The organism is Streptomyces xanthophaeus, from assembly GCF_030440515.1.
GTDB classification, from domain to species: domain Bacteria; phylum Actinomycetota; class Actinomycetes; order Streptomycetales; family Streptomycetaceae; genus Streptomyces; species Streptomyces kutzneri.
Genome location: NZ_CP076543.1, coordinates 2,804,682 through 2,817,949 on the forward strand (window position 1 = coordinate 2,804,682; position 13,268 = coordinate 2,817,949).

14 protein-coding genes are annotated in these 13,268 nt (G+C 69.3%); all 14 read right to left on the reverse strand.

Annotated elements, in window-relative coordinates; genetic code table 11:
• Positions 1-13: 13 nt before the first annotated feature.
• The 14 genes from atpA to KO717_RS11935 all read right to left on the reverse strand — a co-directional run bounded on the left by atpA (position 14) and on the right by KO717_RS11935 (position 13,254).
• Positions 14-1,609 (reverse strand): F0F1 ATP synthase subunit alpha, encoded by a 1,596-nt coding sequence (gene atpA / locus KO717_RS11870; RefSeq protein ID WP_301366441.1) that lies wholly within the window; start codon positions 1,607-1,609, stop codon positions 14-16.
• A gap of 130 nt (positions 1,610-1,739) precedes the next feature.
• The gene (locus KO717_RS11875; protein WP_301366442.1) at positions 1,740-2,555 is read right to left on the reverse strand and encodes a F0F1 ATP synthase subunit delta; all 816 of its coding nucleotides are present in this window, start codon (positions 2,553-2,555) and stop codon (positions 1,740-1,742) included.
• Positions 2,552-3,097, reverse strand: coding sequence for a F0F1 ATP synthase subunit B (locus tag KO717_RS11880; RefSeq protein WP_030008696.1), 546 nt, complete (start codon positions 3,095-3,097; stop codon positions 2,552-2,554). Before KO717_RS11880 ends, KO717_RS11875 begins: the two co-directional genes overlap by 4 nt.
• A 40-nt stretch (positions 3,098-3,137) precedes the next feature.
• On the reverse strand, positions 3,138-3,386 hold the full coding sequence (locus KO717_RS11885) for an ATP synthase subunit C (RefSeq protein ID WP_030008695.1): 249 nt from the start codon (positions 3,384-3,386) through the stop codon (positions 3,138-3,140).
• A gap of 74 nt (positions 3,387-3,460) precedes the next feature.
• On the reverse strand, positions 3,461-4,297 hold the full coding sequence (gene atpB, locus KO717_RS11890) for a F0F1 ATP synthase subunit A (protein ID WP_189743241.1): 837 nt from the start codon (positions 4,295-4,297) through the stop codon (positions 3,461-3,463).
• Positions 4,298-4,507: 210 nt separating this feature from the next.
• Complete coding sequence (locus KO717_RS11895; RefSeq protein WP_301366443.1) at positions 4,508-4,957, reverse strand: hypothetical protein; 450 nt, start codon at positions 4,955-4,957, stop codon at positions 4,508-4,510.
• Between the two features lie 274 nt (positions 4,958-5,231).
• The gene (locus tag KO717_RS11900; protein ID WP_301374479.1) at positions 5,232-6,578 is read right to left on the reverse strand and encodes an MraY family glycosyltransferase; all 1,347 of its coding nucleotides are present in this window, start codon (positions 6,576-6,578) and stop codon (positions 5,232-5,234) included.
• A gap of 104 nt (positions 6,579-6,682) precedes the next feature.
• Positions 6,683-7,912 (reverse strand): serine hydroxymethyltransferase, encoded by a 1,230-nt coding sequence (gene glyA, locus KO717_RS11905; RefSeq protein ID WP_301366444.1) that lies wholly within the window; start codon positions 7,910-7,912, stop codon positions 6,683-6,685.
• A gap of 387 nt (positions 7,913-8,299) precedes the next feature.
• Positions 8,300-8,956: a protein-tyrosine-phosphatase gene (locus KO717_RS11910; RefSeq protein ID WP_301366445.1), complete on the reverse strand. Its 657-nt coding sequence runs from the start codon at positions 8,954-8,956 to the stop codon at positions 8,300-8,302.
• Positions 8,953-9,600, reverse strand: a complete 648-nt coding sequence (locus KO717_RS11915; protein ID WP_301366446.1) for an L-threonylcarbamoyladenylate synthase — start codon at positions 9,598-9,600, stop codon at positions 8,953-8,955. The genes KO717_RS11910 and KO717_RS11915 overlap by 4 nt, the downstream gene beginning before the upstream one ends.
• 49 nt (positions 9,601-9,649) lie before the next feature.
• Positions 9,650-10,495, reverse strand: coding sequence for a peptide chain release factor N(5)-glutamine methyltransferase (gene prmC, locus KO717_RS11920; RefSeq protein WP_030008688.1), 846 nt, complete (start codon positions 10,493-10,495; stop codon positions 9,650-9,652).
• A gap of 47 nt (positions 10,496-10,542) precedes the next feature.
• Positions 10,543-11,622 (reverse strand): peptide chain release factor 1, encoded by a 1,080-nt coding sequence (prfA, locus tag KO717_RS11925; RefSeq protein WP_030008687.1) that lies wholly within the window; start codon positions 11,620-11,622, stop codon positions 10,543-10,545.
• Positions 11,623-11,748: 126 nt separating this feature from the next.
• Positions 11,749-11,967: a 50S ribosomal protein L31 gene (rpmE, locus tag KO717_RS11930; RefSeq protein WP_030008686.1), complete on the reverse strand. Its 219-nt coding sequence runs from the start codon at positions 11,965-11,967 to the stop codon at positions 11,749-11,751.
• Positions 11,968-12,150: 183 nt separating this feature from the next.
• A complete protein-coding gene (locus KO717_RS11935) occupies positions 12,151-13,254 on the reverse strand; it encodes an LCP family protein (RefSeq protein ID WP_301366447.1) in 1,104 nt (367 codons plus the stop codon).
• Positions 13,255-13,268: the final 14 nt, after the last annotated feature.

The window sequence follows — 13,268 nt, forward strand, 5'->3', positions numbered from 1 at the left end:
GTCCCTTCCGTCGTCACTTGGAGACGTTGACGGCCGGTGCGTCCTCGCCCAGGAGCTTGCCGTCCGAGGTCTCGAACTGGCGCTTGAAGCCGGCGATGGCGTCAGCGATCGACGTCAGCGTGTCGTCCGACATCTTGCCGCCCTCGGAGATGGAGGTGAGGAGGTCCTTGCGCTCGCGGCGCAGGTGCTCCAGCAGCTCCGACTCGAAGCGACGGATGTCGTTGACCGGGACGTCGTCCATCTTGCCGGTGGTGCCGGCCCAGACGGAGACGACCTGCTCCTCGACGGGCATCGGCTGGTACTGGCCCTGCTTCAGCAGCTCGACCAGACGCTTGCCGCGCTCCAGCGAAGCCTTCGACGCGGCGTCCAGGTCGGAACCGAAGGCGGCGAACGCCTCCAGCTCGCGGTACTGGGCCAGGTCCAGACGCAGACGGCCGGAAACCTGCTTCATGGCCTTGTGCTGGGCGGAGCCACCGACGCGGGAGACCGAGATACCGACGTTCAGCGCCGGGCGCTGGCCCGCGTTGAACAGGTCGGACTCCAGGAAGCACTGGCCGTCGGTGATGGAGATGACGTTGGTCGGGATGAACGCCGACACGTCGTTCGCCTTGGTCTCGACGATCGGCAGACCGGTCATCGAACCGGCACCCATGTCGTCGGACAGCTTCGCGCAGCGCTCCAGCAGACGGGAGTGCAGGTAGAAGACGTCACCCGGGTAGGCCTCGCGGCCCGGCGGGCGGCGCAGCAGCAGCGACACGGCGCGGTAGGCGTCGGCCTGCTTCGACAGGTCGTCGAAGATGATCAGGACGTGCTTGCCGGCGTACATCCAGTGCTGGCCGATGGCGGAACCGGTGTACGGCGCCAGGTACTTGAAGCCGGCCGGGTCGGACGCCGGGGCGGCGACGATCGTCGTGTACTCGAGCGCACCGGCGTCTTCCAGGGCGCCGCGAACGGACGCGATGGTCGAGCCCTTCTGGCCGATGGCGACGTAGATGCAGCGAACCTGCTTGTTCACGTCGCCCGAGCGCCAGTTGTCGCGCTGGTTGATGATCGTGTCGACGGCCAGAGCGGTCTTACCCGTCTGACGGTCACCGATGATCAGCTGACGCTGGCCACGGCCGACGGGCACCATGGCGTCGATGGCCTTGTAGCCGGTCTGCATCGGCTCGTGGACCGACTTACGGACCATGACGCCCGGAGCCTGCAGCTCCAGGGCGCGACGGCCTTCGGTCGCGATCTCGCCGAGACCGTCGATCGGGTTGCCGAGCGGGTCGACGACGCGGCCGAGGTAGCCCTCGCCGACGCCGACCGAGAGCACCTCACCGGTGCGCTGCACCGGCTGGCCCTCCTCGATACCGCTGAACTCGCCGAGGACGACCGCACCGATCTCGCGCTCCTCGAGGTTGAGGGCGAGACCGAGGGTGCCATCCTCGAACTTCAGCAGCTCGTTCGCCATGGCGGAGGGCAGACCCTCCACCTTCGCGATGCCGTCGCCGGCAACGCTGACCGTTCCGACCTCCTCGCGCGAGGCCGCGTCCGGCTGGTACGACTGGACAAAGTTCTCCAGTGCGTCCCGGATCTCCTCCGGCCGGATCGTGAGCTCCGCCATCTGGGTTCCCTGCTCTCCTTGTTGGGCCTGAAGCTTCTTAGGGGTCTGGGGGCGACCCCCAGGAATCTTCTGCAAGTTCTGCACGGCCCAACCGGGCCGCTAGGAATGCTTCTGTTCTATTGGTGGCTGGTCAGCCGGCCATGCGGCGCGACGCCTCGGCGAGGCGGTCCGCGATGGTGCCGTCGATGACCTCGTCGCCGACTCGCACCGAGATCCCGCCGAGGACCTCGGGGTCCACGTCGAGGTTCAGGTGCATCTGTCGGCCGTACAGCTTGGCCAGCACCGCGCCGAGACGCGCCCGCTGCACGTCGCTGAGCGGAACCGCGCTGGTCACGGTGGCGACCATGCGGTTGCGGCGCTCGGCGGCGAGCGTGGAAAGGGACTCCAGTCCCGCTTCCAGGCTACGTCCACGCGGCTGCGTGACAAGACGGATCACCAGGCGCTCGGTGACAGCGTTCGCCTTGCCGCCGAGCAGGCTGCGCAGCAGCTCGCTCTTGGCGGAGGCGGAGGCCGCACGGTCGGTCAGCGCGGAACGCAGCTCGGTGTTCGAGGAGACGATCCGGCCGAAGCGGAAGATCTCGTCCTCGACGTTGTCGAGCGCGCCACCCTGCTGGGCCGCCGTGAGGTCGGCAGTGGCTGCCAGCTCCTCCAGCGCGTCCACCAGGTCGCGGGACTGCGACCAGCGCGACCGGACCATGCCGGACACCAGGTCGAGGGTTTCCCCGCCGACCTGGCCGCCGAGCAGGCGACCGGCCAGCTCGGCCTTGGCCTCGCCGGACTGCGCCGGGTCCGTGACGACCCGACGCAGCGAGACCTCACGGTCGAGCAGCGCGGTGACGGCAGCCAGCTCACCGGCGAGCTTCGCCGCGTCGACGGACGTGTTGTCCGTCAGCGCGTCGAGACGCTCACGCGCGGAGGCCAGCGCCTCGCGGCTCGCTCCGTTCATCGGGCCGCCTCGGCCTTCTCCTCAAGCTCGCTGAGGAAGCGGTCGATGGTGCGGCTCTGCCGGGCGTGGTCCTCGAGGGACTCGCCGACGAGCTTTCCGGCCAGGTCGGTGGCGAGCTTGCCAACGTCCTGACGCAGCGCCTGAGAGGCGGCCTTACGGTCCGCCGCGATCTGGGCGTGGCCGGCAGCGATGATCTCCTCACGCTGCCGCTGGCCCTCTGCGCGCAGTTCTTCCTTGAGCGCAGTGCCCTGCTCCAGCGCTTCCTGGCGCAGGCGCGCGGCCTCGTGCCGGGCTTCGGCGAGCTGGGCCTTGTACTGCTCCAGCACGCTCTGGGCCTCGGTCTGAGCGGCCTCAGCCTTCTCGATACCGCCTTCGATGGCCTCGCGACGCTCGTCCAGAACCTTGTTGATGTTCGGGAGGAGCTTCTTCGCGAGGAAACCGAAGACGATGACGAAGGCGATCAGACCGATGACGAGCTCGGGGATCGGCGGGATGAGGGGGTTTTCCGCCTCTTCGGCCGCGAGCTGAACCAGAGGGTTCACATCAGTGCCTTCCGACTAAAGGGTCTGTTCGCTACCGGGATCAGGAGGTCGGGTAGACGAACGGCATGACCAGACCGATGAGGGCGAGCGCCTCACAGAAGGCGAAGCCGAGGATCTGGTTGGCACGGATCAGGCCGGCGGCCTCGGGCTGGCGGGCCAGGGCCTGGGTGCCGTTACCGAAGATGATGCCGACGCCGACGCCGGGGCCGATGGCCGCGAGGCCGTAACCGATGGAGCCGAGGTTGCCCTTGATTTCGACGCCAGCAGCGAGGGTCTGGAGAGCGGACATGCCGGTTCTTCCTTCTCTTTCATGGACCGGTGGGGGTTGGCCACCGGACGACTGGTGGTTTGGGGGTGGGGCGGTCAGTGGTGCTCGGCGACGGCGCCCTGGAGGAAGCTGCAGGCCAGCAGCACGAAGACGTAGGCCTGGACAGCCTGGATGAAGAGCTCGAAGGCGGTCATCACGATGACCATCACGAAGGACACGCCCGCGTAGGCGATGCCGATGCCGTTCAGCAGGTACCAGCTGGCAATCGTGAAGAGCAGCAGCAGCGTGTGACCGGCGAACATGTTCGCGAAGAGACGGACCGCGTGGGTGAAGGGGCGGACGATCACGTTCGAGAAGAACTCGATCAGCATGACCAGCGGCAGGATGCCACCGAGCGACTTGTCGTAGCCCGTGAGGTTCTTCAGGCCGCCGACGAAACCGTGGCGCTTGAAGGTGACCGACATCCACATGAAGTAGATGACCAGGGCCATACCGGCCGGGTACGCGATGACAGCGGTCACCGGGAACTGGGCGACCGGAATGATCGACCAGAGGTTCAGGATCCAGACGAAGAAGAACGTCGCGACCATGAAGGGGACGTACTTCTCGCCCTCCTTCTTGCCCATCGTTTCGTAGACGATGCCCCGGCGAACGAAGTCGTAGCCGGCTTCGGCAACCATCTGGAGCTTCCCCGGAACCAGCTTCGGCTTGGCGAAGGCGGCCCAGAAGAATCCGACGATGATGACGGACCCGAGCAGGGCCAGGAGCATCGTCTTGTTGAAGTAGACGGCTCCGTCCATGTCGCCGAAGATCGGCTCGAACAGGAACGAGTGCAGGCCAGGAGCCGGGAAACCACAGCCGTCGAAGATGTGGCAATCGGTCTCGAAGGCGAGCACCTGCGTCGGGTCAGCACTCACCGCGGGCTCCTTCAGCGTGGCGCATAGGTACGGCAACCTCGTTGTGTCGGCGCGGCGCACAGCCGCGGTTCGGCACGGGACTGGTCTTACGGATGTGGGGGCGGCTTGCAGGCAGTGAGCCTCGCGATTGAGCAGGCGTCAGCTCAGATGCCTGCGCCCGCGATGCCGCATATGGCACCGGACGATAGCAGCATCTCGAACGCGCACTTATTCCGCCCCTACCGTTCACGACGAGGGCCCCGTGTTTTCAGGCTTCTCACCCTTGCCACCACGCTTGGTGGACTCGGGCTCGACGTAAAGGATCTTGGCCTTCATGTGCGCGCGCGTCTGCGCGGCGATCCAAGCAAGGGTCGCCGCGACGATGGTGATCGCGAATGCCCTGGGATTGAACAGCGTCGTGTTCTTGAACACGGCGACGAAGACGAAGAGCAGCAGGATCTGGGTCGTGTAGAGCGCCAGACCCATCATCTGGAACAGATGCGGCAGCGATCGTGCCGTCCGCTGCAGGATGACGAATCCGATACCCATGAACAGAATCACGACGACCGTGGCCGCGATCGCCCCGATCGCCCCCTTACCGCCCGCGACCACGCCACTGACGATGGCGGCAACGACGCCGACGGCAGCGGTGGGTACGGCGGTGTGCAGAAGGGTTCGGGCGTCATCGGACAGCATGGCGCATGGCTCCGCGTGATGGTGGGGTAACGGGACTCGTACGGGACGAGCGTAAGCCCGGTCCGAGAGAGGACCTCGGGCCAAGGGACCGTCGCACTACGGTCCTTCGGCTCTGTCGCCGGGTTTAGTGAACGGTATCACAAACTATTTGATGAGAGCTTTACCTGTCGGGTGTGCCGACTGTCACACATGAGAGTGACCCTGCCCGTGTGTGCGCGACAGGGGTGCGGCTTGTCTGGTAAAGGGCATTCATGTCCGACATGCGAATCGACCGTCAGCGGGTGGATTCAGCCTTACGCCGGTCGGGAAAGCGCGAACGGGGGCCCACGGCAGTCGCTCCGTTGACGCCGGACACACCGGCGGCGATGGGCCGCGCCGGCTCGGGCTCCGTGCCCGAGGCATCGCGGGCGGCCGCCTCCGCGGCGGCTTCGGCCGCACGTGCGGCATGGCGGTAGCGCGGCGGAACCAGACCCTCCGCCCAGCGCGGGGCGCGCGGGGTGAAGCGCGGCAGAAGCAGCAGGAACAGGCCCACCGCACTCAGCGCGGCGATCGCCAGCACGATCCACATCGTGGCGGAATGCACCGAATACGCCACGGTGCCGAAGGCGATCAGGCCTGACCAGAAGTACATGATCATGACCGCGCGGCTGTGGGAATGCCCGAGTTCGAGCAGCCGGTGGTGGAGGTGCCCGCGGTCCGCGGCGAAGGGCGACTGGCCCTTCCAGGTGCGCCGCACGATGGCCAGGACCAGGTCCGCCATCGGGATCGCGATGACCGTCAGCGGCAGGATCAGCGGGATGTAGGCGGGGAGCATTGCGTGCGTCGCGTTGCGCTCACCGCCCGCGAACAGGGCGAGGGCGTCCGGGTCCACCTGCCCGGTGAGGGAGATGGCGGAGGCGGCCAGCACCAGGCCGATGAGCATCGAGCCGGAGTCGCCCATGAAGATCCGGGCGGGGTGCATGTTGTGCGGCAGGAAGCCCAGGCACATGCCCATCAGGATCGCGGCGAAGAGGGTCGCGGGCGCGGCCGACTCGATGCCGTAGCCGAACCAGATCCGGTACGCGTAGAGGAACAGCGCGGTGGCGGCGATGCAGACCATGCCGGCGGCCAGGCCGTCCAGGCCGTCGACGAAGTTCACGGCGTTGATGGTGATGACGACGAGTGCGACGGTGAGCAGGTTGCCCTGCCACTGGGTGAGCGGGACCGTGCCGATTCCCGGGACGGGGATCCACAGGATGGTCAGACCCTGCATGACCATCACACCGGCGGAGATCATCTGCGCGCCGAGCTTGATCAGGGCATCGAGCTCGAACTTGTCGTCCAGGACGCCGACCAGCCAGATCAGCGCCGCTCCGGAGAGCAGCGCCCGCGGTTCGTTCGACAGCTCGAAGACGCCGTTGAGGTTGCGCAGGTGGTCCGCGACCAGCAGGCCGGCGCACAGACCGCCGAACATGGCGATGCCGCCCAGTCGCGGTGTGGGCTCGCGGTGCACGTCGCGGGCACGGATCTCCGGCATGGCCCCGGCCGCGATCGCGAACTTCCGCACGGGCCCGGTCAGCAGGTAGGTCACCGCGACCGTGACGCAAAGCGTCAGCAGATATTCACGCACGGGCTGCCCCAGATGTATCGCCGGCCATCTCAGCCCCACACATTAGCTGCGATGTCACCTCCACCGAGGACGCGAGGGGGCGGTATCCCGGTTCCTGTACGCCCTGCTTGTCCTGCTTACTCCCCGTAAGGGGGAAATCCCGTCGTGAGCTCGCCGACCTCCGTACGTGTTTTCACGCCATCTCCGTCCAGCGCCGCGGCGAACAGCGCCGCGATCCGGACCATCTCCGCCTCCCCCATCCCCTGGGTGGTCACGGCGGCCGTTCCCAGCCGGATGCCGCGCTGGTCCCCGTACGGGAGGGCGCAGGTGTCCAGCACGATCCCGGCGGCGGCCAGCCGGCCGCGGGCGGTCGGGCCGTCCACGCCCAGCGGCGCCGGATCGGCGGTGATCAGGTGGGTGTCGGTGCCGCCGGTGGTGAGGGTGAACCCGTGCTCCTGGAGCGCGCCCGCCAGCGCCCGGGCATTGGCGACGACCCGGTGCGCGTACGTGGTGAAGGCCGGCCGGGCCGCCTCGCCGAAGGCCACGGCCTTGGCGGCGATGGTGTGCATCTGGGCCCCGCCCTGCGTGAAGGGGAACACCGCCCGGTCGACGCGCTCCGCGTACTCGGCTCCGCACAGCACCATGCCGCCGCGCGGGCCGCGCAGCACCTTGTGCGTGGTCGCGCAGACGATGTCGGCGTACGGGACGGGGCTGGGCGCGGCCCCGCCGGCCACCAGGCCGATCGGATGGGCGGCGTCCACGATGAGGTAGGCCCCGACCTCGTCGGCGATCTCCCGGAAGGCCGAGTACTCGGGGTGGCGGGGGTAGGAGATGGAACCGCACACGATCGCCTTGGGGCGGTGCGTGTGGGCGAGACGCTGGACCTGCCGGTAGTCGATGAGGCCCGTCCCGGCGTCGACGCCGTAGCCGACGAAGTCGAACCACCGTCCGGAGAAGTTGGCGGGCGACCCGTGGGTGAGGTGGCCGCCGTACGGGAGCCCCATCGCCAGCACGGTGTCCCCCGGCCGCAGCAGGGCGGCGTACGCGGCCAGGACGGCGGAGGAGCCGGAGTGCGGCTGCACGTTCGCGTGCTCGGCCCCGAAGAGCGCCTTGGCACGCTCCACGGCGGTCCGCTCGGCCAGATCGGCGTACTCGCACCCGCCGTGGTGCCGGGCGCCGGGGTACCCCTCGGCGTACTTGTTGGCGAGCGCGGACCCGAGCGCGGCGAGCACGGCGGTCGAGGTGAAGTTCTCCGCGGCGATCAGCTGCAACGTGGCGGCCTGCCGCTGCCGCTCCCCGGCCAGTACGTCGGCCATCTGCGGGTCCTGCGCGCGCAGCAGGTCCGTGGGCTGGGTGATGACGCTCATGGCGGCGCTCCAGGGGTACCGGGTACCAGCCACTCTAGGCCTGCGGACCCCACGATGCCCTGTCAGCGCGCGGCGGTCACACCCGTCAGGCTCAGCGCGCGGCGGTCACACCCGTCAGGGCAGTCACCACCGAGTCCAGCGCCTGATTGAGCCCCTCCTCCACGCGGCGCTCGCGCCGCTCGGCCCCGGGGGGCCTCCCGGGCTTCGTACCGCTGCGCCGGCCTCCGGCCGACGAACGCTCAGCGCGCGGCGGTCACGCCCGTCAGGGCAGTCACCACCGGGTCCAGCGCCTGATTGAGCCCCTCCTCCACGCGGCGCTCGCGCCGCTCGGCCCCGGGGGGCCTCCCGGGCTTCGTACCGCTGCGCCGGCCTCCGGCCGACGAACGCTCAGCGCGCGGCGGTCACGCCCGTCAGGGCGGTCACCACCGGGTCCAGCGCCTGGTTGATCTCGTCGCCGATCGAGCGGAAGAAGGTGATCGGGGCCCCGTACGGGTCGTACACCTCGTCCGCGTCGGGCGACGGCGCCAGCAGCCAGCCGCGCAGGGCCGCCGCGGCCCGGACGAGCGCCCGCGCCCGCTCCGCCATGCCGTCGTCCAGCGGCGGCAGCGTGGCCGGATCTATCGCCCGCACCAGCCGGGTGAACTCCTTCAGCGTGAAGGTGCGCAGCCCCGCCGAGTGGCCCATCGAGATGACCTGGGCCCGGTGGTCACGGGTGGCGGTCAGCACCAGGTCGGCGCGTATGACGTGCTCGTCCAGCAGCTCCCGCCCGGTGAACCCGGACGCGTCGGCACCGAAGTCCGCCAGCACGGCGGCCGCGTTCGCCTCCATCGGGGCGCCCTCGTGGCCCCAGGTGCCGGCGCTCTCCACGATGAGGTCGCCGGTGACGAGGCCGCCGAGGCGGTGCGAGAGGGCATGCCGCGTCAGCCGCTCGGTGATGGGCGAGCGGCACACGTTCCCGGTGCTGACGTGGAGTATGCGGAAAGTGTTTCCCCCGGCTACCGCCGGGCGGTGCCCCCCTGCTATGCCACGCCCCTCAGGGCTCACGGGGCGACCTCGAGGTCGGGTACGACCTCCCGCAGCTGGTCTGCGGTGAGTGCCCCCTCGCGCAGCAGGACGGGAACCTTACCGGTGACGTCGACGATCGACGACGGCTGGATGCCGGGCGTCGGGCCGCCGTCCAGGTAGACGGACACGGAGTCCCCGAGCATCTCGCGCGCGGCGTCGCAGTCCTCGGGCGCCGGGTGACCGGACAGGTTGGCCGAGGACACCGCCATCGGGCCGACCTCGGTCAGCAGCTCGATCGCCACGGGGTGCAGGGGCATGCGTACGGCGACGGTGCCATGGGTGTCCCCGAGGTCCCACGCCAGCGAGGGCTGGTGCTTGGCGACCAGCGTCAGCGCGCCCGGCCAGAAGGCGTCGACGAGCTCCCAGGCCTGCTCGGAGAAGTCCGTGACGAGGCCGTGGAGGGTGTTCGGGGAGCCGATGAGCACCGGGGTGGGCATACCGCGGCCCCGGCCCTTGGCGGCGAGCAGGTCGTGGACGGCCTCCGGGCTGAAGGCGTCCGCGCCGATCCCGTACAGGGTGTCGGTGGGCAGCACGACGAGCTCGCCGCGGCGCACGGCGGATGCGGCTTCACGCAGACCCGTCTTACGGTCCGTCGCGTCGTTGCAGTCGTATCGCCGGGCCATCAGCGGGCCTCCTCGTGCAGCAGGGGGGTGGCGGGAATCGTCGCGCCGGTCACGGCAGGGCCTTGCGGGCCGTCGCGAAGCGCGGGCGGTTGTTGAGGTCCGGGTGGTCGGCCGCGTCGGCCCAGCCCCGCTCCTCGGCGAAGATCCACGGAACCTGGCCGCCCTGGGTGTCGGCGTGCTCGATGACGACGATGCCGCCGGGTCGCAGCAGCCGGTGGGCGGTCCGCTCGATACCGCGGATGGTGTCGAGGCCGTCCTCGCCGGAGAAGAGCGCCATCTCCGGATCGTGGTCGCGGGCCTCGGGGGCGACGTACTCCCACTCGGTGAGCGGGATGTACGGCGGGTTGGAGATGACCAGGTCGACCTGGCCGTCGAGCTCGGGCAGCGCGCTCAGGGCGTCGCCCTGGTGGACGGTGACCCGGGAGCCCTCGGCGTTCTTACGGGTCCACCGCAGGGCGTCCTCGGACAGCTCGACCGCGTGCACGCGCGAGCGCGGCACCTCCTGGGCCATGGCCAGCGCGATGGCGCCGGAGCCGGTGCACAGGTCCACGATCAGCGGCTCGACGACGTCCATGGCGCGTACGGCGTGTATGGCCCAGTCCACGACCGACTCGGTCTCGGGCCGGGGCACGAAGACCCCGGGCCCGACCTGGAGCTCCAGGTACCGGAAGAAGGCGCGGCCGGTGATGTGCTGGAGCGGCTCGCGCGCCTCGCGGCGGGCGACCGCCTCCCAGTAGCGGGCGTCGAAGTCCGCGTCCTTGACGTGGTGCAGTTCCCCCCGTTTGACGCCGTGCACGAAGGCGGCGAGCTCCTCCGCGTCGAAGCGCGGTGAGGGCACGCCGGCGGCGGCCAGCCGCTGGGTGGCCTGGGCCACCTCGGCAAGCAGCAAGTTCACGCTGGTCCTCCGGGCTGCTGTCGTACGGGGGGTGGTGCGGGGTCGGGTCAGTGCGCGGCCGCGAGCTTGGCCGCGGAGTCCGTGTCGACACAGGCCTGGATGACCGCGTCGAGGTCACCGTCGAGCACCTGGTCCAAGTTGTACGCCTTGAAACCGGTCCGGTGGTCCGAGATCCGGTTTTCCGGGTAGTTGTACGTACGGATCTTCTCGGAACGGTCGACGGAGCGCACCTGGCTGCGGCGCACGTCCGAGGCCTCCTGCTCGGCGGCCTCCTGGGCCGCGGCCAGGAGCCGCGAGCGCAGGATGCGCATGGCCTGCTCCTTGTTCTGGAGCTGGCTCTTCTCGTTCTGGCAGGAGGCGACCACACCGGTCGGGATGTGCGTGATGCGCACGGCCGAGTCGGTGGTGTTGACGGACTGGCCGCCGGGGCCCGACGAGCGGTACACGTCGATGCGGAGGTCGTTCATGTTGATCTCGACCTCGACCTCCTCGGCCTCCGGGGTGACGAGCACGCCGGCGGCGGAGGTGTGGATGCGGCCCTGGGACTCGGTGGCCGGAACGCGCTGGACGCGGTGCACGCCGCCCTCGTACTTCAGGCGGGCCCACACGCCCTGGCCGGGCTCGGTGGCGCCGTTGCCGCCCTTGGTGCGGACGGAGACCTGGACGTCCTTGTAGCCGCCGAGCTCGGACTCGGTGGCGTCGATGATCTCGGTCTTCCAGCCCACGCGCTCGGCGTAGCGCAGGTACATGCGCAGCAGGTCGCCGGCGAAGAGCGCCGACTCGTCGCCGCCCGCGCCCGCCTTGACCTCCAGGAGGACGTCCTTGTCGTCGCTGGGGTCGCGCGGAACGAGCAGCAGGCGGAGCTTCTCGGTGAGCTCTTCGCGCTGTGCGGTCAGTTCCTTGGCCTCGGCGGCGAAGTCGGGGTCGTCGGCCGCGAACTCCTTGGCCGTCTCGATGTCCTCGGCGGACTGCTTCCAGGCACGGAAGGTCGCGACGATCGGGGTCAGTTCCGCGTAGCGCTTGTTCAGCTTGCGCGCGTTGGCCTGATCCGAGTGGACCGAAGGGTCGGCGAGCTTCTTCTCAAGATCGGCGTGTTCGCCGACCAATTCCTCGACCGCTTCGAACATCGGGGGACTCCTGGGGTGAAAAGGGCGAAGGACTGCAGGGGGGACGTGCCGGAACGACGACAAAGGCGCCGGTCCGGCCGCCCCCGAGTGGACAGGGGGCGGCCGGAGACCGGCGCCTGGGTCGCGCTACTTCTTGGCCGCACCCTTGCCGAAGCGCGCCTCGAAGCGGGCCACGCGGCCACCGGTGTCGAGGATCTTCTGCTTGCCCGTGTAGAACGGGTGGCACTCGGAGCAGACCTCGGCACGGATGGTGCCCTCGGTCAGGGTGCTACGGGTGGTGAACGACGCGCCGCAGGTGCAGCTGACCGCGGTCTCGACGTACTCGGGGTGAACATCGCGCTTCAAGGTGTCTCCTAGATTCGGGAGGGCGCCGGGTCGCAGGAGCCGAATTGCGTACTGCGTGAACCGGGGCCGACAGACCAGTCTGCCAGGACCGGGCCGCCTGTCAAAATTCTGAGGACGCCTCCCTCAACGGCATGGGGTCGCCGTCTATTCCGCACCGGTCCGCGGACCCTGCCGGGAGGGGCCCTACTGGACGATCGACCCGGCGGCGCTCTTGTCCCCGGAGGAGTTCACGGTGGCCTCGGCCGGGATCGGCCGGTCCGCCAGGAGGGCGTCCCAGACCATCTTCGTCTCCTTGGTGAGCGGGGCCACGCGGTTCGCGTCGCGGGGGTCCGTGGTCACCGGCAGCGTGATCATCTGCATGTCCTGGGCGTCTATGCCCTGGAGCCCCTGGGCGAAGCCCATGAGGGACTTCACATCACCGAGCGCCTTGTCGGTGGTGATCGCCTTGGTCGCGGAGTCGGCGATGCCGAGCAGCTTCTTGGGGTTGTCGAAGACCCCGATGCCCTTCACCTGCTTGATGAGCGCCTTGATGAAGGCCTGCTGGAGCTGTATTCGGCCCAGGTCGCTGCCGTCGCCGACGCTCTTGCGGGTGCGTACGAGGCCGAGGGCCTGCTCCCCGTCGAGCCTGTTGGTGCCGGCGGCGAGGTCGAGGTGGCTGGACCCGTCCTTGATCGGCTTGGTGGTGGTCACCTCGACGCCGCCGAGGTTGTCGATGATCTTCTTGAAGCCGGTGAAGTCGACCTCTATGTAGTGATCCATACGGATCCCCGACATCTTCTCGACGGTCTTGACCGCGCAGGCGGCCCCGCCGACGGTGAACGCCTCGTTGAACTGGGTGCGCTGGCCGCCGGGGTCGGTCTTCCCACCCGCCGTCGCGCAGGAGGGGCGGGAGATCATGGTGTCGCGCGGTATCGACACGACGCTGGCCTTCTCGTGGCCCTCGTAGAGGTGGATGATCATCGCCGTGTCGGAGCGGGCGGAGCCGCCGTCGTCCTGGCCGTACTCGCCGTTGGCGCCGCCGCGGGAGTCGGAGCCGAGGACGAGGATGTCCATCGAGCCGTTGTCGACGTTCTGCGGGCGGTCGGTGCCGAGGGCCTGGTCGATGTCGACGGTCTTCAGGTTGCCGTTGAACTTGAAGTAGAAGTAGCCGAGGCCCGCTCCGCCCAGCAGGACCACCCCCGCGGCGCTCCACGCGGCGACGGCGACGGCCTTGCGGCGCTTCGCCGGTTTGCGGCGGGCGCGCCGGGCCGCGGCACGTCCGCCGTGGTCCTTGCTCTCCTCGGTCATGCTCTCCTCAGTCC

What these genes read in the sequence shown, in the direction of transcription:
- atpA (WP_301366441.1), bottom strand. Translation starts at nt 1,609, where the DNA reads ATGGCGGAGCTCACGATCCGGCCGGAGGAGATCCGGGACGCACTGGAG.
- KO717_RS11875 (WP_301366442.1), bottom strand. Translation starts at nt 2,555, where the DNA reads ATGAACGGAGCGAGCCGCGAGGCGCTGGCCTCCGCGCGTGAGCGTCTC.
- KO717_RS11885 (WP_030008695.1), bottom strand. Translation starts at nt 3,386, where the DNA reads ATGTCCGCTCTCCAGACCCTCGCTGCTGGCGTCGAAATCAAGGGCAAC.
- KO717_RS11895 (WP_301366443.1), bottom strand. Translation starts at nt 4,957, where the DNA reads ATGCTGTCCGATGACGCCCGAACCCTTCTGCACACCGCCGTACCCACC.
- glyA (WP_301366444.1), bottom strand. Translation starts at nt 7,912, where the DNA reads ATGAGCGTCATCACCCAGCCCACGGACCTGCTGCGCGCGCAGGACCCG.
- KO717_RS11915 (WP_301366446.1), bottom strand. Translation starts at nt 9,600, where the DNA reads ATGGCCCGGCGATACGACTGCAACGACGCGACGGACCGTAAGACGGGT.
- prfA (WP_030008687.1), bottom strand. Translation starts at nt 11,622, where the DNA reads ATGTTCGAAGCGGTCGAGGAATTGGTCGGCGAACACGCCGATCTTGAG.
- KO717_RS11935 (WP_301366447.1), bottom strand. Translation starts at nt 13,254, where the DNA reads ATGACCGAGGAGAGCAAGGACCACGGCGGACGTGCCGCGGCCCGGCGC.